Origin of the sequence: Pseudomonas sp. MPC6, assembly GCF_006094435.1 — a bacterium.
GTDB lineage: Bacteria > Pseudomonadota > Gammaproteobacteria > Pseudomonadales > Pseudomonadaceae > Aquipseudomonas.
The window spans coordinates 4,228,963-4,247,538 of sequence record NZ_CP034783.1 but is presented as its reverse complement, the minus strand read 5'-3'; the positions used below and the strand labels follow the sequence as shown (position 1 = coordinate 4,247,538).

General features: G+C 60.7%; 17 protein-coding genes. 8 read left to right on the top strand and 9 right to left on the bottom strand.

Annotation, left to right across the window (positions count from 1 at the left end):
- Positions 1 to 20: 20 nt before the first annotated feature.
- From ELQ88_RS35015 to ELQ88_RS21580, 5 genes are all read right to left on the bottom strand, one after another.
- Positions 21 to 809, bottom strand: coding sequence for a LysR family transcriptional regulator (locus ELQ88_RS35015; RefSeq protein WP_275938795.1), 789 nt, complete (start codon positions 807 to 809; stop codon positions 21 to 23).
- A 185-nt stretch (positions 810 to 994) separates the two neighbouring features.
- On the bottom strand, positions 995 to 1,720 hold the full coding sequence (locus ELQ88_RS21595) for a retron system putative HNH endonuclease (protein ID WP_138967632.1): 726 nt from the start codon (positions 1,718 to 1,720) through the stop codon (positions 995 to 997).
- A 64-nt stretch (positions 1,721 to 1,784) separates the two neighbouring features.
- Positions 1,785 to 3,092: an AAA family ATPase gene (locus ELQ88_RS21590; protein ID WP_346342803.1), complete on the bottom strand. Its 1,308-nt coding sequence runs from the start codon at positions 3,090 to 3,092 to the stop codon at positions 1,785 to 1,787.
- A 298-nt stretch (positions 3,093 to 3,390) separates the two neighbouring features.
- Positions 3,391 to 3,753, bottom strand: coding sequence for a DUF6124 family protein (locus ELQ88_RS21585; protein WP_128870914.1), 363 nt, complete (start codon positions 3,751 to 3,753; stop codon positions 3,391 to 3,393).
- A 551-nt stretch (positions 3,754 to 4,304) separates the two neighbouring features.
- Positions 4,305 to 5,204: a LysR substrate-binding domain-containing protein gene (locus tag ELQ88_RS21580; RefSeq protein WP_128870915.1), complete on the bottom strand. Its 900-nt coding sequence runs from the start codon at positions 5,202 to 5,204 to the stop codon at positions 4,305 to 4,307.
- 208 nt (positions 5,205 to 5,412) lie between these two features.
- Between ELQ88_RS21580 and ELQ88_RS21575 the strand changes: the two genes are divergently transcribed.
- Genes ELQ88_RS21575 through ELQ88_RS21565 form a run of 3 tightly spaced genes read left to right on the top strand, consistent with a single transcriptional unit; the run spans position 5,413 to position 7,667 of the window.
- Positions 5,413 to 6,429, top strand: coding sequence for an aldo/keto reductase (locus ELQ88_RS21575; RefSeq protein WP_138967630.1), 1,017 nt, complete (start codon positions 5,413 to 5,415; stop codon positions 6,427 to 6,429).
- A gap of 2 nt (positions 6,430 to 6,431) precedes the next feature.
- Positions 6,432 to 7,229, top strand: coding sequence for an SDR family oxidoreductase (locus tag ELQ88_RS21570; protein WP_128870917.1), 798 nt, complete (start codon positions 6,432 to 6,434; stop codon positions 7,227 to 7,229).
- Positions 7,230 to 7,256: 27 nt separating this feature from the next.
- Positions 7,257 to 7,667, top strand: a complete 411-nt coding sequence (locus ELQ88_RS21565) for an SRPBCC family protein (RefSeq protein WP_138967628.1) — start codon at positions 7,257 to 7,259, stop codon at positions 7,665 to 7,667.
- 135 nt (positions 7,668 to 7,802) lie between these two features.
- Here the strand turns inward: ELQ88_RS21565 and ELQ88_RS21560 are convergent, their stop codons facing one another.
- A complete protein-coding gene (locus tag ELQ88_RS21560) occupies positions 7,803 to 9,197 on the bottom strand; it encodes a HAMP domain-containing sensor histidine kinase (protein ID WP_138967626.1) in 1,395 nt (464 codons plus the stop codon).
- On the bottom strand, positions 9,175 to 9,858 hold the full coding sequence (locus tag ELQ88_RS21555) for a response regulator transcription factor (RefSeq protein WP_128870114.1): 684 nt from the start codon (positions 9,856 to 9,858) through the stop codon (positions 9,175 to 9,177). The genes ELQ88_RS21560 and ELQ88_RS21555 overlap by 23 nt, the downstream gene beginning before the upstream one ends.
- A 277-nt stretch (positions 9,859 to 10,135) precedes the next feature.
- Between ELQ88_RS21555 and ELQ88_RS21550 the strand changes: the two genes are divergently transcribed.
- The gene (locus ELQ88_RS21550) at positions 10,136 to 11,071 is read left to right on the top strand and encodes a hypothetical protein (RefSeq protein ID WP_138967624.1); all 936 of its coding nucleotides are present in this window, start codon (positions 10,136 to 10,138) and stop codon (positions 11,069 to 11,071) included.
- A gap of 237 nt (positions 11,072 to 11,308) precedes the next feature.
- Here the strand turns inward: ELQ88_RS21550 and ELQ88_RS21545 are convergent, their stop codons facing one another.
- Positions 11,309 to 11,920 (bottom strand): glutathione S-transferase, encoded by a 612-nt coding sequence (locus tag ELQ88_RS21545; RefSeq protein ID WP_138967623.1) that lies wholly within the window; start codon positions 11,918 to 11,920, stop codon positions 11,309 to 11,311.
- A gap of 75 nt (positions 11,921 to 11,995) precedes the next feature.
- Complete coding sequence (locus tag ELQ88_RS21540; protein WP_128870116.1) at positions 11,996 to 12,913, bottom strand: MurR/RpiR family transcriptional regulator; 918 nt, start codon at positions 12,911 to 12,913, stop codon at positions 11,996 to 11,998.
- A gap of 310 nt (positions 12,914 to 13,223) precedes the next feature.
- Between ELQ88_RS21540 and iolC the strand changes: the two genes are divergently transcribed.
- The 4 genes from iolC to ELQ88_RS21515 all read left to right on the top strand — a co-directional run bounded on the left by iolC (position 13,224) and on the right by ELQ88_RS21515 (position 18,566).
- The gene (gene iolC, locus ELQ88_RS21535; protein ID WP_138967621.1) at positions 13,224 to 15,161 is read left to right on the top strand and encodes a 5-dehydro-2-deoxygluconokinase; all 1,938 of its coding nucleotides are present in this window, start codon (positions 13,224 to 13,226) and stop codon (positions 15,159 to 15,161) included.
- 158 nt (positions 15,162 to 15,319) lie between these two features.
- Entirely contained in the window at positions 15,320 to 16,213 is an 894-nt protein-coding gene (gene iolE / locus ELQ88_RS21525; RefSeq protein ID WP_138967619.1) for a myo-inosose-2 dehydratase, read from the top strand.
- Complete coding sequence (gene iolB / locus ELQ88_RS21520; protein ID WP_138967617.1) at positions 16,210 to 17,019, top strand: 5-deoxy-glucuronate isomerase; 810 nt, start codon at positions 16,210 to 16,212, stop codon at positions 17,017 to 17,019. The genes iolE and iolB overlap by 4 nt, the downstream gene beginning before the upstream one ends.
- A gap of 44 nt (positions 17,020 to 17,063) precedes the next feature.
- Positions 17,064 to 18,566 carry a CoA-acylating methylmalonate-semialdehyde dehydrogenase gene (locus ELQ88_RS21515; RefSeq protein WP_138967615.1) on the top strand — a complete coding sequence of 501 codons (1,503 nt, stop codon included), beginning with the start codon at positions 17,064 to 17,066 and terminating at the stop codon, positions 18,564 to 18,566.
- Positions 18,567 to 18,576 lie beyond the last annotated feature (10 nt).

Below are 18,576 nucleotides of genomic sequence, written 5' to 3'. Positions count from 1 at the left end.
TGTGAACTCGGATTTAATGACTACCAATGATTCTTGTGGGAACGACGATTCGGCTGGCCCGCGATGGCGGTATGACAGGCGACAACGATGTTGGGTGTGCTGGCCTCTTCGACAGCAAGCCGGCTCCTACAGGTTGCGTCCAGTCGGGTGGATCGAGTTGATCCAGCGCCCGGTTCACTGCCAGTTCGCCCAGTATGATGACTTGCGCAATGCCCCGCAGGGCGTTGCGGCTGGTCCGTCCATATGGTCCGCCAGGTCCATGGCCATGACGTTGGTGGAGGCCAGCGATTCGCAAGCATGGGCCAGCAGGGTTTCTTGCGCTTGGTATTGGCCGGCAGTTCCGGGGTGCAGCTGACGCCGACGGAAATCTCTCCGCTGGCGAGCATCGACGACATCAGCAGGAAATTCACTCGACGCACCACCACGTTCTGCGCCTCCTCCCGCATCTGCTTGAGCAGCGGCGGAAACAGGCCGAACTCGGCGTCGTCGGACAGGCCGATGCGAAACACATCGCGGCTGGTGGACGGGTCGAAATCCTTGGCCCGGCTGAGCGCCCCGGAAATGGTGTCCATCGCCGGCTGCAACTCTTTGAGAATCTGCAACGCGCGCTGGGTCGGCTCCAGTACGCGGCCGTTACGCACCAGCAGCGGATCGTCGAACAGATCGCGCAACTTGGCCAGCGAAGCACTGACGGCGGGTTGGCCGAGGAACAGCTTTTCTCCGGCGCGGGTGAGGTTTTTCTCGAACATCAGGGTTTCGAAAATCACCAGCAGGTTCATGTCCACGCGGCGCAGGTCGTTGCGGTTCATGGTGCGGGCTCGGTGCGGCTTGGGGGCTTTTAGTAAAGCACCAATCCCCCTTGAGGGCTTACTGTGGCGAGGAGGAGGCTGTGGGAACGAGACCGGCTTGCCGGCGAAAGCGGTGTGTCAGTCGACGGAGAGGTTGAATGCGCCGGCCTCTTCGCCGGCAAGCCGGCTCCTACAGGTCCTGTGTGTCACTGCAGATGGGGAGCGTCGTGCTGAAGTACTTCTTCGGCAATTTTGCCAAAAAACGCCCGAGTCATACTGAAGAACTGACTCAGCTTTGCTCCGGTGGGTATAAGGTCGATACCCGCGAGACAATGCAGGTTCATATCCTGGCCAATGTGTTCCTCAAAAAGCTGTTCAAGTTCTTCCCACCAGCGTTGGCGCAGATCTTGAAGATAAGGGCTATTGAGGTTGAGCAAATCGATGGTGTATCGAGCACGATCATCGTCCGGCGCTGACAGTCCATCGGCAGGCACCACACGGCCATCGGACAAGTAGGCGAAGAAGCGCACACAGTCTGGCTGATGGCACGAGATGAAGCGGTCCCTATCGACACCTTTCGACTTACCGAGCGCGTGACCACCAAACAATTCAGCGCCTTGCGTCTTGAGCGCCGGCAAATCATTTTGGCTATCCAGCGCACCGGCCGCCAGGTTGCCATAGTCAAAGGTTCGCTGAGGATGTTGGCTCTTGTTCTCGACGTGCTCTATGTGGAAACCAACCCCAACCCGGTCAGGCCGCAGTTCACTGTAGCAACACAACCCGTACTGCTCCTCCAGCAGATAGTCCAGGACCTGGGTCTTATAGCCAAAACTGCTCCAGCGACTGGTGGCGGCATCGCTTGTCATTGGCGGGTTGGCATGTGAGTTATTCAGCTGAAAAGGACCATTACCGCGCTTGCGAACCGACTTCATCCCTTCAATGCCTCTTGCCGCTTTATGCTGCGTTGCAGACGCTGAAGCTGAGGATGCTGTTCGCCTAGGGCCTGGGTAGCTGCTGCATCAGATCAATCGTGCGCTGTTCGTCGTAGCGGCCCTTGTCCACCCATTCGGTGAGTTGCAGCAAGTCGCGTTTTTCATCGACTGGCGGCTGTGGATCGACCTGCATCACACTGTGAAGCACGCTGTTGCTCGGCTCACCGTAGGTCATGGCAAGGGGCTGGGAAGCAATCAACAGGCCTCGGGCGTCTTGGCCGATTACCCGGATATTTTCGCGCCGGACAGTGCTGAGCACCTGCGGGCTATGAGTCGTGACGATGAACTGCATGGCGGGAAAAGCAGCTCGCAATGATCCTATGATTGACTGTTGCCAATAGGGATGTAGAAACATGTCCACTTCATCGATCAACGCGATACCCGGTGTTTCCAGCGGTGCTCGCGCCTCGAGATGCGGGTTGAGTTTACAGGCACGAAAGGCGAGGTCGGCGACCATGGCAATGCTGTTGCGCAGTCCATCGCTGAGCATATCGACAGGCAACACCCCTTGTTCAGGATGGTGCATGACCAACTGCTGTTGATGGCTGGCGCTGTACTCAAGGCTGTGCCAGCCGGTGGGCATTTTTATCAACCGGTCTATGGCATTCTTGATGGCCGCGATAATCTGTTCAAAGCGCAGCCCGGCTTCGGAGATTTTTTCTTTGCGCTCCAGAGCGATCAATTGGGCTTCACGATAGCTGAGGTAGATCCAACTGTACCAGGCAGTGAAGGTTTTGAAACTGGACGAATAGGACAGGCAGTTCAGGTACCCGGACGTCCTGGAATATTCGCTCTTGTCGAGCGTAGTTTGAGCGGCGGCCGAGGTGAATCGCCCCTCGTACCAGAGTCGTGAAGTTCCCAGGTAGGTCACCATGGGCAAAATCACTTGCGTATCGTTACGCACCTGCTCCTGAAGCGACTTTCCGTATGAGGTAAGCGCTTTCGAGCCAGCGTCGCCGATAGTATTGGTGGATTTTTTCAAGCTCAGGCGTTGCTGCAACCAATGGTCCCGGCCAGCGCCGTCCGCCCATCTCCCCCAGGCTTCAATGGCACTGGGCGTTTGAGACTCCATGTTGCCACTGCTGAATTGTGCGAGTCGCACATCTTCGTTCTGGATAGTGGCGGATTTCCCTGTCTGGCTGCCAAGATCGAAGCCTTTGACGAAAGGCCACAGAGCAACCCGGGCCGCATCCAGAATGGTGGTTTTACCGCCACCGTTGGAAGCAATCAGTATGGTCAGATGCGGATCGAAGTCGATCTCGAACTCTCCAAAGCAGCGATAGTTCTGAATGCGCAGCTTGTCGAGCCTCACAGCTTTTTCTCCGATTTCGTTATCTGGCCAAACATAGGGAATACACCTCTGCGTTGCAGTCGAGTCAGCATACTAAATGCAAACTGCAAAAACGCTAAAGAATGCCGGTCATAACTTGCTCAGCCCCGGACTGATTGAGAACAAATCAAGCAAGGGCGCGCAAAGCCACCTCAAGTCCGTGAAGCTGGATGCGGACACTGTGGGAGACCGACTTGCCGGCGAAAGCAGTATGACAGGCGACAACGATGTTGGATGTGCCGGCCTCTTCGCCGGCAAGCCGGCTCCTACAGGATTGCGGCTAGTTGGGTGGATCGAGTTGATCCAGCGCCCGGTTTACCGCCAGTTCGCCCAGCATGATGACTTGCGCAATGCCCAACAGGGCGTTGCGGCTGGGTCCATTCATATGGTCCGCCAGGTCCATGGCCATGACGTTGGCCGAGGCCAGTGACTCGCACGCGTGGACCAGCAGGGTTTCGGTATCGAGTTGCGGGTTGACGAAGAACATGGTGCCGGGTGTGCGCGGGGTGGCCATGATGTCGGCGGGGGTATTGGAGTGAAAGTCGAAGGCGTGTTCGGCGGCTTCGTGGGGTTTTTTTGAACCGAGGTTTTCGTAGGGGGATGCTGGATCGGTGTCCGGGGGATTTGGGGTGACCTTGAACATGGTGGAACTCCTAGAGAATTGGAGCTGCCAACATTCGCTGCGAAACGAAAAAGGTGGCAGCTGTACGCGGGTTCGCAGACCAGGACTCTAGGAACCCGGCAGATCCGAAGATCTCCCGCGCACAGCCGCCATGACATGAGTGACAGACCTGATAAAGCGCCTGCTCATGGACGGTAGACGTTGTGCGCCTAGAATTTACCTGGGCTGCGAAACCCGATCGCTGTTTTTCAGCGACCGGGAAACGATAGAGCCCAGGCCCAAGGCGCACAAGCCGGCGGATTCTGGCGTAACTGTAGGCAACGGCGCAAGGTGGTGTAGCTTTTGTGAAGTAACCTGCAAGGCTTTTAAACAAGCGCCGCCGGGCGCTGTTTAATGCACGGATTTCCCGCGAAAAGATATCTATCGGATGAACACTGACCTGTGGGGGCGGGCTTGCCCGCGATAGCGGAGTGTCAGCCGACATAACGGTGTCTGTCAGACCGCCATCGCGGGCAAGCCCGCTCCCACAGGGACTGCGTATAGCTGACGGATATTGGAATCATCTGCCTTTTTTATATGGCCGACGCTGGCTCGGTCAGCACCTTCCTGAACGTCTCCACCAGCGGTCGCAGATTGATCCGGTGCCACGCCGCCCACAGCGGTGTGGTGAAGGCAATCCATGGCACCTCCCGCAGCACCACCCCCGGTGGTGCGTTGCGGCTCAGGCCTTTCTGGATCATCGCAATCCCCAGCCCCGACGCCACCAGCCCCAACGCGGTGAAGGGTTCGGTGGCCTCCATTCGAATGTCCGGAGTGAAACCGGCGCGGATGCAGGCGCTGACGAAGTCTTCGCGGCTGGCGCAGTTCTGGCGGTGTTGCACGCCGATCCATTCCTGATCGGCCAGGTCCGCCGGGGTCAAGGTGGTCTGCTGTGCCAGGGGATGATGCTCGGGCAACGCCAGCAGCATCGGGTCGTCCAGCACCTGGAAGCCCAGCAGGTCGGAGTCATCGTCCGTCGGCGGTTCACTGACCAAGGCAATATCCAGACTACGCTGACGCAGGCCTTCGAGTTGTTCGGCGGAGCTCAGGTTGTACAGCGCGACGTGTACGTTCGGCCGGTCGACCCGCAGCACCCGCAACGCGTTTGGCAACACCCCGGCATGCATGGCGTTTTCGATGTAGCCGATGCACAGGCCGCCTTCTTCGCCGCGACCCAGGCGCTTGCCGAGGGATTCCAGGCGGTTGGCGTGGGTCAGCAGGGCACGGGTTTCGGCGAGGAAGGTCTGGCCGTCGCGGGTCAGGCGGATGCGCTGCTGGCTGCGTTCGAACAGGGTCAGGCCCAGGCGTTCCTCGAGCTGGGCGATCTGCCGGCTCAGGGGCGACTGGGAAATGTGCAGGCGTTCGGCGGCGCGACCGACGTGTTCTTCTTCGGCGACGGCGACGAAGTAGCGCAATTGGCGGATGTCGATCATGTCAGACCTCTGGGGACTCAAGTACTGCACATTATGTCTTGGACGGTCCGATGCTCGCAATCTAGGATTTGCTCATCGGCAACGCAATACAAACCGTTCTGTAGGAGTCGGCTTGCTGGGGATAGTGGATCGTCTCGCAATAATTGCGGCGACTGTTTTAGCGTTTTCGCCAGCAAGCCGGCTCCTACATATTCAAGAGGATTCATTCATGAGCTTGAAAGACAAACTGCCCGGCACCCTGGGCTTCGGTACCGCACCCTTGGGCAACATGTTTCGCGCCATTCCCGAAGAAGAGGCGATGGCCACCGTGCACGCGGCCTGGGATGCCGGCGTGCGTTACTTCGACACCGCGCCGTTTTACGGTTCGGGCCTGTCGGAGATCCGTCTGGGCGCCGCGCTGGCCCAGTACAACCGCGACGACTATGTGTTGAGCAGCAAGGTCGGTCGGGTGATTCTCGATGAAGTCGAAGACGCCGCGACCCGGGATCTGGGCGAGAAGAGCGGGGTGTTCGAACACGGTCGTCCGAACAAGATCGTCAACGACTACAGCGCCGACGCGACCCTGCGCTCGATCGAAGACAGCCTCAAGCGCCTGCAAACCGATCGCCTGGACATCGTCTGGGTGCATGATATCGCCCAGGACTTCTACGGCGATCAATGGCTCGAATATTTCAATCAGGCCCGCACCGGTGCATTCAAAGTGCTGACCCGTTTGCGCGAAGAAGGCGTGATCAAGGGCTGGGGCCTGGGCGTGAACAAGGTCGAGCCTTGCGAACTGACCCTTGATCTGACCGAAGCGCAGCCGGACGGTTTTCTGCTGGCGGGGCGCTACACGCTGCTCGATCATGACCGTGCGTTGCAGCGTTTAATGGACGCGGCGCTGGCGCAGAATGTCGAGATCGTGGTCGGTGGGCCGTACAGCTCGGGCATTTTGGCGGGTGGCGCGCACTTCGAGTACCAGAAGGCCAGCCCGGCGATCGTCAATAAAGTCGAGCAGATCAAACGTATCGCGGCGGCCCACGGGGTCGACATCAAGGCGGCGGCGTTGCAGTTTTCCCTGGCGAACCCGGCGGTGGCGGCGGTGATTCCAGGTTCCAGCCGTCCGGACCGGATTGCCGAAGATGTGGCTGCGTTGTCGGCGGTGATTCCTGCCGCGTTCTGGCAGGCGATGCGCGAGGCGAAGCTGGTCTCCGAGCGCGCACCATTGCCCATCACAGGAGCTTGAGCATGAAAATCGATCTGACTGGAAAACTTGCCATCGTCAGCGGCAGCACCGCCGGCATTGGCCTGGGTATCAGCAAGGCACTGGCCGAGTCCGGTGCCACGGTGGTGGTGATCGGCCGCGACACGGCCAAGGTCGAGCAGGCGCTGGCGAGCATTCGCCAGCAGGTGCCCGGTGCGCAACTGCGCGGGCTGACGGCTGACCTCGGTACGGCTGAAGGCGCGGATAAACTGTTCGCCGCCGAACCACGGGCCGACATTCTGGTGAACAACCTCGGGATCTACGACGCGGTGGATTTCTTCGACACGCCCGATAGCGAGTGGACGCGCTTCTATGAGGTCAACGTGATCTCCGGTGTACGCCTGTCCCGGCATTACGTGCCGGACATGGTCAAGCAGGGCTGGGGGCGGGTGATTTTCCTGTCTTCGGAATCCGGGATCGCGATCCCCGCGGACATGCTCAACTATGGCGTGACCAAAAGCGCCAACCTGGCGGTGTCCCATGGACTGGCCAAACGGCTGGCCGGCACTGGGGTAACGGTCAATGCAATCCTGCCGGGCCCGACGTTGACCGATGGCGTGGAGCTGATGCTCAAGGATGCCATTGCCGCGTCCGGTCGCAGTGTTCAGGAAGAAGCCGACGCTTTTGTGCAAAAGTCGCGGCCGACATCGATCATCCAGCGCGTGGCGAATGTCGAGGAAGTAGCGAACCTGGTGGCGTATATCGCTTCGCCGCTATCCTCGGCCACCACTGGCGCGGCGCTTCGGGTCGACGGCGGTGTCGTCGACAGCATGGCGATTTGAACCTTACTGATTAAGAGAGAACAGTACATGGCAACTGCATCAGCGTTTATCGATATCCCGGCTTCGGCCGATCAGGTCTGGCAATTGATCGGCGGCTTCAACTCGCTGCCGGACTGGCTGCCGTTCATTCCCCAGAGCGAACTGAGTGAAGGCGGGCGGGTGCGCAGTCTGCAAACGGCGGATGGGGCGGTGGTGGTGGAGCGGCTTCAGGCGTTTGATGACGCGGCCAAGACGTATAGCTACTCGATTGTGCAGGCGCCGTTTCCGGCGACCGACTACCTGGCGACTATCCGTGTTGAAGCGCAAGGGCAGGGTACGCGGGTGACCTGGTCGGGGCGGTTTGCGCCGGTGGGTGTGAGTGATGAGGAAGTGGTGGCGCTGTTTACCGGGATTTATCAGGGTGGGCTGGAGGCCCTGCGGGCTAACTACCCGGCCTGACCACACCACAAATCCCCTGTAGGAGCCGGCTTGCTGGCGAAGGCGTCCGTTCAGTGACAACTATGTCGACTGATCCACCGCCTTCGCCAGCAAGCCGGCTCCTACAGGGGGGGCTTCGTCGTCAGGGAGGGTGTGTCAGGTCTGGGGGATCAGGCTCTGTCGGCAATCGAGCACCAACCGCGCCCCGCCCAGTTCACTGCTACCCAGCTCCAGCGAAAACCCGTGCAAGCTGACAATCGCCGCGACGATCGACAGCCCCAACCCGAAGCCGCTTTGCGGGTTGCCACCTTCGGCGCGGTAGAAACGCTGGAACACCGCTTCCCGTTCACCTTCAGGAATTCCGGGACCGGAGTCGAGCACTTCGATTCGCGTATGCCCACCTTCATCGACCCCACGCAAAATCACCTCGCCACCGGGCGGTGTGAATTTGATCGAGTTGCTCAGCAGGTTCGCCACTGCCTCGAACAACAGCGCCCGGTCGCCATAAAGTGGCGGCAGTGAATCAGGCAATTGCAGCTGGAAACCCAGCTCTCCTTCTTCCGCCAACGGCAGATAGAACTCGTGCAGTTCCTGCAATAACGGCCGTGGATCGAGCTGCACGAAACCGGAACGCCGCTGGCGGTCTTCCAGTTCGGAAATGCGCAGCAGTCCGCGAAAACGTGCCATCAAGGTGTCGGCCTCGGCGAGCACCGAGTCCAGTTGCGCCGCCTCCCGCGAGCCTTCGCCCGCCTGTTGCTGCATGCGGTACAACTGCGCGCGCAAGCGGGTCAGCGGGGTGCGCAGGTCATGGGCAATGTTGTCGCACACGCCCTTGACCTCGTTCATCAAGCGTTCGATGCGCTCGAGCATGGCGTTGACGATGGCCGCCAGCATGTCCAGTTCATCGCGGCGGCTGGACAGCGGCAAGCGTCGGGTCAGGTCGCCGGCGACGATCGCTTCGGCGCTGGCCTGGATCCCGCGAATACGCCGCAGGGGGCGGCGGCGCAACAGGTGCCAACCGATGATGCCCGGGATAATGGTCAGGGTCACGCCCCAGAACAACGCATGGAGAATGATCCGGGTCACGGCAAACAGCGAACCGTTGTCCCGCAGCAGCACCAGCCAGCGACCGTCCTGGGCCTGGGTCGCCACCGCGTCGCAACTGTCGTTGGGCAGGGTTGGGTCGTCGGAGTCGGCGCAGTCGCTGAGCATGTGAATCTTGCCGTCAAGCGGCAGGCCTTTGGGGATATGGCGCAGCGCGCCGCTGAGGTAGCGATGGTGTTCATCGAACAGGCCATAGGCGTCGAGGCCAGGAATGTCGAAGCTCATGCTGACGGCGAGGGCGTCGACCAGTTGTTCGCCGGAAAAACGCGAGAACAAGTGCTGGCGTTGCATCAGCGAGTGCTTGGCCAGGTTGTCCAGGTAAGCGGACACCTCGTAGTACATGACCCCCATGAGAATCCCGCTCCAGAGCACGAACAGCGAACTGTAGAGCGCCAGCAACCGGCTGCTGGAAGAGCGCCAGCCTTTAGAGGGGTTCGGCAATGACATAACCCGAGCCTCGCACGGTCCGAATCAATGGGACATTGCCGGGCGGGTCGATCTTCTTGCGCAGACGGCCGATGTGGACGTCGATCAAATTGGTGCCGGGGTCGAAGTGGTAACCCCAGACTTCTTCGAAAATCATCATCCGCGACAGGATCTGCCCGGTGTTGCGCATCAGGAATTCCAGCAGCTTGTACTCGGTGGGCAGCAAGGTCAGCAGCTGCCCGTTGCGGCTGGCTTCGTGGCTGATCAGGTTCAGTTCCAGGTCCGCCACCCGCAACGTGGTGGCCTGGGCGGTCACGGTATTCTGTCGGCGCAGCAACACTTCGACCCGGGCGGCCATTTCATCGGTGGCGAAGGGTTTGGTCAGGTAATCGTCACCGCCTGCGCGCAAACCGCGCACCCGCTCATCGACATCGGAGAGGGCGCTGATCATCAGGATAGGCGTGGCCACGCCCATTGTCCGCAGGGTGGTGACAATCGCCAGGCCATCGAGCTCGGGCAACATGCGGTCGAGGGTGATCAGGTCGTAGTCGCCACTGACCGCGCGCGCCAGCCCCTCTCGGCCGTTGTCGACCCAATCCACGTCGAGGCCGTGGCTGCTCAATTCGGCGACGATTTCCCGGGCGGTCACGGCGTCGTCTTCGATGGTCAGGATGCGGGTCATGGAGTGGGCCTGTCTGGAGTTCACAACGTTGCGTGGCATTTTGCCAAGAAATGATCGCAGGCTGACTAAATAAAACTTCATGTGACCCTGCCTCAAAGGCAATGCATAAAACCCGCTGCTATTGCCCGATCCTTGCAAATTGCATGGAAATAGGAAGTTCAATCTTTATAAATCATTGAAATTAAACGACTTATATAAAACTCGCGACTGGCACGGTGACTGCAATTCTTCATTCGAAGAGTTGTAACACCATCTTTCTGCCTGGAGCGATAAAACAATGAATAGATCCCCTGATGGTTTCTATCCTGCCGAATACGAATCGAGCTCGCGCTCTGGCGTGTCCTGGGGCGCCATCTTCGCCGGTGCTGCAGCGGCGGCGGCATTGTCGCTGATTCTGGTGCTGCTTGGCTTCGGCCTGGGTTTCTCGGCAGTGTCGCCGTGGGCCAACGAAGGCGTCAGCGCCAAGGGCCTGGGCATTTCCACGATTGTCTGGCTGGCGTTCACCCAGATCGTGGCCTCCGGGCTTGGCGGTTACATCGCCGGTCGCCTGCGGGTGAAGTGGGCGAATATGCATGGCGATGAGGTGTATTTCCGGGATACCGCCCATGGCTTCCTGGCCTGGTGCGTGGCGACGCTGGTGACGGCGACGCTGATTGTCGGCTCGATCAGCAGCATCGTCAGTGGCGGTGTGCAGGCTGGCGCCAGCGTGGCCGGTGGCGCCGCCAGTGCCATGACTCAAGCGGCAAGTACCGCGGCGGGCAATACCGACAGTGACCAGTACGGTTACTACATTGACAGCCTGTTCCGCGATGATCGCCCGGCCGCCGTCAGCGATGATGCCGCCCGTGGCACCGTGACCCGCATCTTCGTGCGCAGCCTGAGCGATGGCCAACTGTCTGCCGACGACCGCACCTACCTGGCGCAACTGGTCGCCCAGCGGACCAACCTCACTCAAGCGGATGCCGAACGTCGTGTCGATGAGGTTTATGCCCGCACCCAGAAAGCCGTGGCCGACGCCAAGCTGGCGGCCCAGCAAGCCGCTGACACCGCTGCGAAGGTGGCTGCAATGACCGCGCTGTGGATGTTCGTTGCGCTGCTGATCGGTGCGTTTTTCGCCAGCTTCGCGGCAACCTTCGGTGGTCGTCGTCGGGATGCTGTCGAGTACATCGAAACTGACGCTTACGTAACCACCACTTCAGTTCCTGTTCGTTAACCCAGGAGAACTCCCATGCGCTCATTACTGCTGTTCTTTCTCGGCATACCTATCCCGATCATCATCCTGATCGCTCTGTTTACCTGATACTACTGAGGTTTGTGCCTCTGCCGCTTCTGCCTTTGGTGGAAGCGGCGTTTTTATTTGGGTGGGCTGATCGTTAGCTTTGGTGGTGACTGACAATCCGTCATCGCGAGCAAACTCACGATGGGGCCAGGCCAGGCACCACACTTCTGCCTACTCGATCGGCGTACTGACAAACACCTCAAGCCCCTCGGCATATTCGGTAAATGCATTGATCAGCGGAAACCGCGCAGCCTTCACCTGATCCGGCACCACCAGGTTGGTAAAGCTCCAGGCCACTGCCAACGTAATCCCGCCCTGATCAATCGAGCCGTCGGTCTTCAGCGGCTGCTTTTGCAGATCCCGTTCCAGCGCCGAATACGCCGCCGCCAATTGCTCTTCGACCCGTTCCACCCACGGTTCGAATTGAATCTCCACCGGCCGCAGGTTGCGTTCGTAGTACAGCTGCACGGATTTCTCGCAGGCGACCAAGCCCAACCCAATCAGGCGCAACGCCCGCAGTCGTTGATCGAGATCGCCCTGCATCAAACTCTTTCCAGGACCGGCCAGCGCTTCCAGGTAATCGATGATCAGCGTCGAATCCATCAACACTTCACCGTCATCCAGCACCAGGGTCGGCGCCTTGACCACCGGGTTGATCTGCTGGAATTGCTCGAAGTGCCGAAACACCGAAACCGACCGGTGTTCCAGCGCAATACCCAGGTATTTGGCAGAAATGGCGACGCGTCGCACGTAGGGCGAATCCAGCATGCCGATCAGTTTCATTGAACCTCTCCTTCGATGGCCATTTCGGGATGGACAACCTTAGCTGAGGTTCAGCGCACTGCAACCGGCGCTGGGCTAATCCTCGAAACCCACCTGCTCGTGAATCTCATCGACCTTCAACTCCAGTCGGTACGCCACGGCAATGAACAACGCCTGGCACAGGCACAACGTCGCACTCAGCGAACGGAAGGCAAACGAGCTGCCCTCATTGACCAGCAGCACGGTGTTCGCGCGCTTGGCCAGGGGCGAGAGGTTACTGTCGGTGATGATCAGGGTTTTCGCCTGATGGTGCTGGGCGATGCGCAGGCAGTGCTGGGTTTCCTTGCCGTAGGGCGTGAAGCTGATCGCGATCACCAGGTCATTGGCGCGCACGCTGCGCATCTGCTCGCGGTAGCTGCCGCCAAGCCCGGAAACCAGATGGATGCGCTTGTTGGTGTGCTGCAGGTTGTACACCAGGTAATCGGCCACCGCGAAGGAGCGGCGCACCCCGACCACGTAGATGTTGTCGGCGTTCACCACCAGGTCCACGGCCTTGTCGAAGGCCTGGTCATCGAGTTCCAGCCCGAGGCGTTCGATACCCGACAGCGTCGCGTTGATGCACTCGCGCGCGAGGTCGCCGCCGCTGGCCTTCTGCGACTTGTTGGCGATCATGCTGCGGATGCGCTGCTGGTAGTTCTGCACCGGCGTGGTCTTGTGGGTATAGGCCTCGCGAAACAGCGCCTGCATCTCGCTGAACCCACTGAAACCGAAGCGCTGGGAAAACCGCACGATCGCCGATGGATGCACTTCGCATTCCCGGGCGATGTCGCTGATGCGGTCGACCATGATCCGGTCGCTCTGCTGGTTCATGTAGCTGGCGATGCGCTTGAGCTGGCGCGGCAGGCTCTCGTATTCCTCGGTGATCAGCGCCAGCAGGCGCTCGGCATTGATCGGGGGGCCAGGATCGCTCACGGGCGTGCTCTCGGTCGTGGCCGGCTGATCGGTGCGGGACATGGGAAATCCTTCTGGCTTGTTCTTATAGAGATGACTTATCAGGTCATCCCCTGACAATAGGTTGGCTATGCGCAGTCTACAGGGTAGGGCCGAGTAAAATCTTGAGCTTGCCGTCGTCGGGGGCTTGCTGAAACGATGCACTGTGCCTGGAGCGCTTGTACCAGAGTTTATTGGAAAAAATATTCCACGTAAAAAATATTTGGAATAATTATTGATTATTTGGCCTTGGACGTTTTAGTCTGCATCCACCAAGAGTGTTCGGCGCGGTCATCGCCCCGGACGCAGGCTGATAAAAATAACAGGAGCCAGCATGGGCCAGACTCGTTTTGCCAGTGGGCGTCAATTGGATCTGATTTGCCTGGGGCGCCTTGGCGTCGACCTTTATGCGCAGCAAGTCGGGGCGCGACTGGAAGATGTTTCAAGCTTCGCCAAGTACCTCGGCGGCTCGTCCGCCAACATCGCGTTCGGCACCGCCCGGTTGGGGCTGCGGTCGGCGATGCTGAGCCGGGTGGGGGACGACCACATGGGGCGCTTCCTCATGGAATCGCTCACCCGTGAAGGCTGTGATGTCAGCGGCATCAAGGTCGATCCGGAACGCCTGACCGCCATGGTGCTGCTGGGCCTCAAGGACCGCGAGACCTTTCCTTTGGTGTTCTATCGCGAGAACTGCGCCGACATGGCGCTGCGGGCCGAAGACATCCGCGAAGCCTTCATCGCCTCGAGCAAGGCCCTGCTGATCACCGGCACCCATTTCTCCACCGACGGCGTGTACAAGGCGAGCATCCAGGCCCTGGACTACGCCGAAAAACACCAGGTCCAACGCGTGCTGGACATCGACTATCGCCCGGTACTCTGGGGCCTGGCCGGCAAGGCGGACGGTGAGACCCGTTTCGTCGCCGACCAGAACGTCAGCCAGCATGTGCAGAAAATCCTCCCGCGTTTCGACCTGATCGTCGGCACTGAAGAAGAATTCCTGATTGCCGGCGGCGCCGAGGATCTGCTCGGCGCGCTGCGCAACGTCCGGCGGCTGAGCGCGGCGACCCTGGTGGTCAAGCTGGGCCCGCAGGGCTGCACGGTGATTCATGGCGAAATTCCGGCACGCCTGGAAGACGGTGCGATTTATCCCGGGGTGCGCGTGGAAGTGCTCAACGTATTGGGCGCCGGCGATGCCTTCATCTCGGGCTTCCTCAGCGGTTGGCTGGAGGACGCCAGCGATGAGCGTTGCTGCCAGTTGGCCAATGCCTGCGGCGGCCTGGTGGTGTCGCGCCATGCCTGCGCCCCGGCGATGCCGACCCGGGCCGAACTCGATTACCTGTTCAACAGCCCGGTGCCGATTACCCGGCCGGATCAGGACGTCACCCTGCAACGCCTGCATCAGGTCAGTGTGCCGCGCAAACAGTGGAAGCAATTGTTCATCTTTGCCTTCGACCATCGCTGGCAACTGGTGGAACTGGCCCACAAGGGCGGCCGCGACCTCAACGCCATCAGCGACCTGAAGCAACTGTTCGTCCAGGCCGTGGCGCGGGTCGAAGCCGATCTGCGCGGGCAAGGCATCGACGCCGATGTCGGGCTGCTGGCCGATCAACGCTTCGGCCAGGATTCGCTGAACGCCGCCACCGGTCGCGGTTGGTGGGTGGCGCGGCCGGTGGAGGTGCAAGGGTCGCGGCCGTTGGCGTTCGAACACGGGCGCTCCATCGGCAGCAACCTGATTGCCTGGCCGCAGGAGCAGATCGTCAAGTGCCTGGTGCAATTCCATCCGGACGATGAGCCGATGTTGCGCCTGGAACAGGAAGCGCAGCTGCAGGGGTTGTATCAGGCGTCCCAGGTCAGCGGTCACGAATTGCTGCTGGAAATCGTTCCGCCCAAGGATCATCCGTCGCCACACCCGGACGTGCTGTATCGCGCGCTGAAACGCCTCTACAACCTGGGCATCTACCCGGCGTGGTGGAAGATCGAAGCGCAGAGCGCCGAGGAATGGAAACAACTCGACGAACTGATTCAAGAACGCGATCCGTACTGCCGTGGCGTGGTGCTGCTGGGCTTGAATGCGCCGGCAGCGGCGTTGGCCGAAGGCTTTCAACAGGCCAGTCAGAGCCAGACCTGTCGCGGTTTTGCCGTGGGCCGGACGATCTTTCAGGAACCGAGCCGCGCGTGGCTGGCCGGGGAAATCGATGATGAAACGCTGATTCGCCAGGTGCAGGGCACGTTTGTCGAGTTGATCGATGCCTGGCGCAGCGCCCGCGCCTGACGCAACGCCGCAAGACCCTGTAGGAGCGGGCTTGCCCGCGAAAGCGGTGTGTCAGGCGACATCAATGTTGAATGTGCCGCCGTCTTCGCGGGCAAGCCCGCTCCTACAAGGGTCCGTGTCGCTCTTACTGGTTATGTAAAACAATAAAAGGTGCAGCCATGCCCGCTATCCGAATTGGTATCAACCCGATCTCCTGGAGCAACGACGACCTGCCGGCCCTCGGTGGCGAGACGCCGCTGAGCACCGCTCTGAGCGAAGGCCAGGACATCGGCTACGAAGGTTTCGAACTCAACGGCAAGTTCCCCAAGGACGCCAAAGGCGTTGGCGATGTGCTGCGCCCGTATGACCTGGCGCTGGTGTCCGGCTGGTATTCCAGTCGCCTGGCCCGGCGGTCGGTGGCCGAGGAAATCGACGCCATCGCCAGCCATGTCGAGCTGCTGGCGCAGAACGGCGCCACAGTGCTGGTTTACGGTGAAGTCGCCGACTCCATTCAAGGCCAGCGCATCCCACTGGTGGAACGTCCGCAGTTCCACACCGAGCAGGCGTGGCAGGAATACGCCGACAAACTCACCGAACTGGCCCGTTTCACCCTGTCCCAGGGTGTGCGCCTGGCCTATCACCACCACATGGGCGCCTACGTCGAATCGCCGGCGGACATCGACAAACTGATGGCGCTGACCGGCAGCGAAGTCGGCCTGCTGTTCGACTCGGGCCATTGCTACATGGGGGGCGGCGAACCCTTGCACGTGCTGCGCAAACACATCGAACGCATCTGCCACGTGCACTTCAAGGACGTGCGCAAGCCGGTGGTGCAACTGGCGCGCAACGACCTGTGGAGCTTCCCCGACTGCATCATCAACGGCACTTTCACCGTGCCCGGCGATGGTGATATCGACTTCGGCGCCTTGCTCGACGTGCTGCTGGCCGCCGATTACCAGGGCTGGCTGGTGGTGGAAGCGGAGCAGGATCCGGCAGTCGCGCCAAGTTATGCCTACGCCAAGAAAGGCTACGACACCTTGCGTGCACTGCTCGCCGGGAGGACTGCGGCATGAGCCTGCTGGTCAAAGGCAACGCCCATGGCCGGACCATGGTCGAGTTGGGTCAAGGTGAGCTGGAATACGTCGGCTTCGCCGCTTACCGCTTGAGTCCGGGCGAAACCCTGCCGGTCTCGGCGGGTGATAAGGAGCTGTGCCTGGTACTGCTCAGCGGTCGGGTCAGCATCCAGGGCGAAGCGCCGGGGCAGGGCACGTTCGACTGGGACAACATCGGCGATCGCCAGTCGGTGTTCGAAGACAAATCGCCGTTCGCCGCGCACTTGCCACCGGGCAGCCAGGCGCAAGTCGTGGCGCTGAACGAGGTGCAAATCGCCGTGTGTGCCGCGCCTGGCTCAACCGTAAATGGCCTCGGCCCACGCCTGATCAAACCCGACAGCATGAAGCGCAGTGTGCGCGGCAAGGGCGCCAACACCCGCTACGTCTGCGACATCCTGCCGGACACCGAACCCGCCCATTCGCTGCTGGTGGTGGAAGTGCGCACGCCGTCGGGGCATTCGTCGAGCTACCCGCCGCACAAGCACGACACCGACGACCTGCCGCACCAGAGCTTTCTCGAAGAAACCTATTACCACCAGATCAACCCGCCCCAGGGCTTCGTGTTCCAGCGGGTGTACACCGACGACCGCAGCATCGATCAGGCCATGGCCGTGGAGAACAGCGACCTGGTGGTCGTGCCCAAGGGCTACCACCCGGTCAGCGTGCCCTACGGCTACGAGTCGTATTACCTGAATGTGATGGCCGGGCCCAAACGCGTCTGGCAGTTCCATAACGATCCGCAGCACAGCTGGCTGCTCGATCTCTGACTCGAAAAGCCTGAATGCCTACTTCTGCACGGAGAACAATAACGATGAGCGACACCCCGATAATCGGCCATTACATCCACGGTCAGGTGCAAGACAGCGCCAGTGAGCGATTCAGCAAGGTGTTCAATCCGGCCACCGGCGCGGTGCAGGCGCGAGTCGGGCTGGCCAGCCAGAACACCGTGGACGAGGCTGTCGCATCGGCACTCAAAGCCTTCCCCGCCTGGTCCGAGCAATCGTCCCTGCGCCGTTCGCGGGTGATGTTCAAGTTCAAGGAACTGCTCGACCGCCATCATGACGAACTGGCACAAATCATCAGCCGCGAACACGGCAAGGTGTTTTCCGACGCCAAGGGCGAAGTCACCCGCGGCATCGAGATCGTCGAATACGCCTGCGGTGCGCCGAACCTGCTGAAGACCGAGTTCAGCGACAACATCGGCGGCGGCATCGACAACTGGAACCTGCGTCAGCCCCTGGGAGTCTGCGCCGGCGTCACCCCGTTCAATTTTCCGGTGATGGTGCCGCTGTGGATGATCCCGCTCGCGCTGGTCACCGGTAATTGCTTCATCCTCAAGCCGTCCGAGCGCGATCCGTCCGCCAGCCTGCTGATGGCGCGCCTGCTGACGGAAGCCGGGTTGCCGGACGGTGTGTTCAACGTGGTCCAGGGCGACAAGGCGGCGGTCGACGCCTTGCTGCAACACCCGGACATCGAGGCGATTTCCTTTGTCGGTTCGACGCCGATTGCCGAGTACATCCACCAGCAGGCCACCGCCCGCGGCAAACGCGTGCAGGCGCTGGGCGGGGCGAAAAATCACATGATCGTCATGCCCGATGCCGATCTGGATCAAGCGGCGGATGCCTTGATCGGCGCGGCGTACGGCTCGGCCGGCGAACGCTGCATGGCGATCTCGATTGCCGTGGCGGTGGGCGATGTCGGCGACCAATTGATTGCCAAACTGTTGCCGCGCATCGATCAGCTCAAGGTCGGCAACGGCCTGCAGGGCGACACCGACATGGGGCCGCTGGTGACCGCCGAACACAAGGCCAAGGTCGAAGGGTTTATCGGTGAGGGCGTGGCCCAGGGCGCGCAGCTGATTGTCGACGGTCGCGGGTTCAAGGTGCCGGGCGCTGAAAACGGCTTCTTCGTTGGCGCGACCCTGTTCGATCAGGTCACGACGGACATGAGCATCTATCAGCAAGAGATTTTCGGCCCGGTGCTGGGCATTGTCCGCGTTCCTGACTTTGCCAGCGCCGTTGCCTTGATCAACGCCCACGAGTTCGGCAATGGCGTGTCGTGTTTCACCAGTGACGGCGGCATTGCCCGCGCCTTCGCCCGCAACATCAAGGTCGGCATGGTTGGCATCAACGTGCCGATCCCGGTGCCGATGGCCTGGCACTCGTTCGGTGGCTGGAAGCGCTCGCTGTTCGGCGATCACCATGCCTACGGGGAAGAGGGCATCCGTTTCTACAGTCGCTACAAAAGCGTGATGCAGCGCTGGCCCGACAGCATCGCCAAGGGCCCTGAATTCAGCATGCCGACAGCCAAATAATGCACCTGTG

Coding starts and splice junctions, on each gene's coding strand:
- ELQ88_RS21570 (WP_128870917.1), top strand. CDS start 6,432: ATGAAAATCGATCTGACTGGAAAACTTGCCATCGTCAGCGGCAGCACC.
- ELQ88_RS21585 (WP_128870914.1), bottom strand. CDS start 3,753: ATGTTCAAGGTCACCCCAAATCCCCCGGACACCGATCCAGCATCCCCC.
- iolE (WP_138967619.1), top strand. CDS start 15,320: ATGCCCGCTATCCGAATTGGTATCAACCCGATCTCCTGGAGCAACGAC.
- iolC (WP_138967621.1), top strand. CDS start 13,224: ATGGGCCAGACTCGTTTTGCCAGTGGGCGTCAATTGGATCTGATTTGC.
- ELQ88_RS21575 (WP_138967630.1), top strand. CDS start 5,413: ATGAGCTTGAAAGACAAACTGCCCGGCACCCTGGGCTTCGGTACCGCA.
- ELQ88_RS21595 (WP_138967632.1), bottom strand. CDS start 1,720: ATGAAGTCGGTTCGCAAGCGCGGTAATGGTCCTTTTCAGCTGAATAAC.
- ELQ88_RS21565 (WP_138967628.1), top strand. CDS start 7,257: ATGGCAACTGCATCAGCGTTTATCGATATCCCGGCTTCGGCCGATCAG.
- ELQ88_RS21545 (WP_138967623.1), bottom strand. CDS start 11,920: ATGAAACTGATCGGCATGCTGGATTCGCCCTACGTGCGACGCGTCGCC.
- ELQ88_RS35015 (WP_275938795.1), bottom strand. CDS start 809: ATGAACCGCAACGACCTGCGCCGCGTGGACATGAACCTGCTGGTGATT.
- ELQ88_RS21540 (WP_128870116.1), bottom strand. CDS start 12,913: ATGTCCCGCACCGATCAGCCGGCCACGACCGAGAGCACGCCCGTGAGC.
- ELQ88_RS21580 (WP_128870915.1), bottom strand. CDS start 5,204: ATGATCGACATCCGCCAATTGCGCTACTTCGTCGCCGTCGCCGAAGAA.
- iolB (WP_138967617.1), top strand. CDS start 16,210: ATGAGCCTGCTGGTCAAAGGCAACGCCCATGGCCGGACCATGGTCGAG.
- ELQ88_RS21550 (WP_138967624.1), top strand. CDS start 10,136: ATGAATAGATCCCCTGATGGTTTCTATCCTGCCGAATACGAATCGAGC.
- ELQ88_RS21560 (WP_138967626.1), bottom strand. CDS start 9,197: ATGTCATTGCCGAACCCCTCTAAAGGCTGGCGCTCTTCCAGCAGCCGG.
- ELQ88_RS21555 (WP_128870114.1), bottom strand. CDS start 9,858: ATGACCCGCATCCTGACCATCGAAGACGACGCCGTGACCGCCCGGGAA.
- ELQ88_RS21515 (WP_138967615.1), top strand. CDS start 17,064: ATGAGCGACACCCCGATAATCGGCCATTACATCCACGGTCAGGTGCAA.